The organism is Clostridia bacterium, assembly GCA_034926675.1.
In the GTDB taxonomy this organism is placed as follows: Bacteria; Bacillota; DTU025; order DTU025; family DTU025; genus JAYFQW01.
In genome coordinates this window covers 1-1,589 of the sequence record JAYFQW010000052.1, presented here as the reverse complement: position 1 = coordinate 1,589, position 1,589 = coordinate 1, and the positions used below count along the sequence as shown (strand labels likewise).

The window sequence follows — 1,589 nt, the reverse complement described above, 5'->3', positions numbered from 1 at the left end:
GTTAGTGTCTTAGGTAGTGGTGTAAATTCGGCGGAAGGATCCTGGGCGTATTGACAGGGACAGCCGCCATGTGGTTCTCTTCGGGTGTAAAGCAATACAATCCGAGGGGGTAACCACGATGGCAGCTGCCAAGAGAAATGTATCACTGTTGGATATTCTTCGCCAGATAGGAATGGACGAGGATGCGGATTTCCTGAGGGACGGTGCGCAACTCCTGACCCAAAGGCTCATTGAGCTTGAAGCTGCAGAGAGGATCGGAGCAGGGAGATACGAAAGGACGCCCGAGAGGGCCACATCTCGGAATGGACATAGAGACAGGCCTTGGGAGACGCGAGTGGGCAGTCTGGACCTGAGGATACCCAAGCTTAGGGAGGGGTCATTCTTCCCCAGCTTCCTTGAACCCCGGAAGATGGCGGAAAAGGCCATCCTGTCGGTAGTTCAGGAGGCATACATCCACGGAGTCAGCACGCGCAAGGTGGACGACCTCGTAAGGGCGTTGGGCCTGGACGGCATGGACAAGAGCGAGGTTTCGAGGATAGCTAAGGAACTGGACGAGGAGGTCAATCTCTTTCTCAGCAGGCCGCTTGAGGGTCCCTACCCGTATCTGTGGCTAGACGCAACGTACCTGAAGGTGAGATCCGACCACAGTGTTGTAAGCAAGGCTCTGGTGATAGCGCTGGGCGTCAAGATGACAGGCGAACGCGAGATTCTCGGTTTCGCCATAGGCCCCTGCGAAAGCGAGCCGTTCTGGCACGAATTCCTGAAGGGCCTGGTGTCCAGGGGACTTGGCGGGGTGAAGCTTGTGATAAGCGACGCCCACGAGGGGCTCAAGAAAGCGATCCAGAAGGCTCTGCTCGGAGCGTCGTGGCAAAGATGCACGGTGCATTTCATGCGCAATGCGCTTGCCCATGTGCCTCGGGCCGGCCAGCAGATGGTCGCTGCTTACATCCGGACGATATTTGCTCAGCCCGACCAGGAAACCGCCAAGGCCCAGCTCCGTCAGGTCGCAGCCACTCTGGAAGGAAGGTTCCCCAAAGTTGCGCAGATGCTTTGCGAATGTGAAGATGACATCCTGGCGTACATGGCGTTTCCGAAGGAACACCACAGACAGATTCACTCGACAAACCCTCTTGAAAGGCTGAACAAGGAGATCAAGCGACGGGCCGACGTAGTAGGCATCTTTCCCAACGATGATTCCGCGCTGAGACTCCTCGGATCGGTGATGATTGAGCAGAACGACGAGTGGATCGTGTTGCGCAGATACTTCAGCCAGGAGTCCATGAGCAAACTGTTGCCGCCGGCTGACGCGACGATAGCGCTGCCTCCGGTTGAGTAGGCGTCAGTGCATCTTATCGGCTGCCCGAACAGGCCGAAGCACGGCTGTGGAATCGCATGGGGTACAGCGCCGCCGCCGGCAAGGAGCCCCTGATGCGGCTCCCAGGCGGCGGCGCCCACCGGATGAAACCGTGCCGTCAACGCTCAGCAGTTTCGCAGATGTGACGCACATACCGGAAGAGCTGGGACAAGCGATGAGACTAGAGGAGATTCGGGAGTCTGGATCTGAGGAGAATCACAGCGGCAATTTACAC

General features: G+C 57.6%; 1 protein-coding gene. It reads left to right on the top strand.

Annotated elements, in window-relative coordinates:
• The first annotated feature begins 118 nt into the window (after positions 1-118).
• Positions 119-1,336 carry an IS256 family transposase gene (locus tag VB144_12185; protein MEA4884387.1) on the top strand — a complete coding sequence of 406 codons (1,218 nt, stop codon included), beginning with the start codon at positions 119-121 and terminating at the stop codon, positions 1,334-1,336.
• Positions 1,337-1,589: the final 253 nt, after the last annotated feature.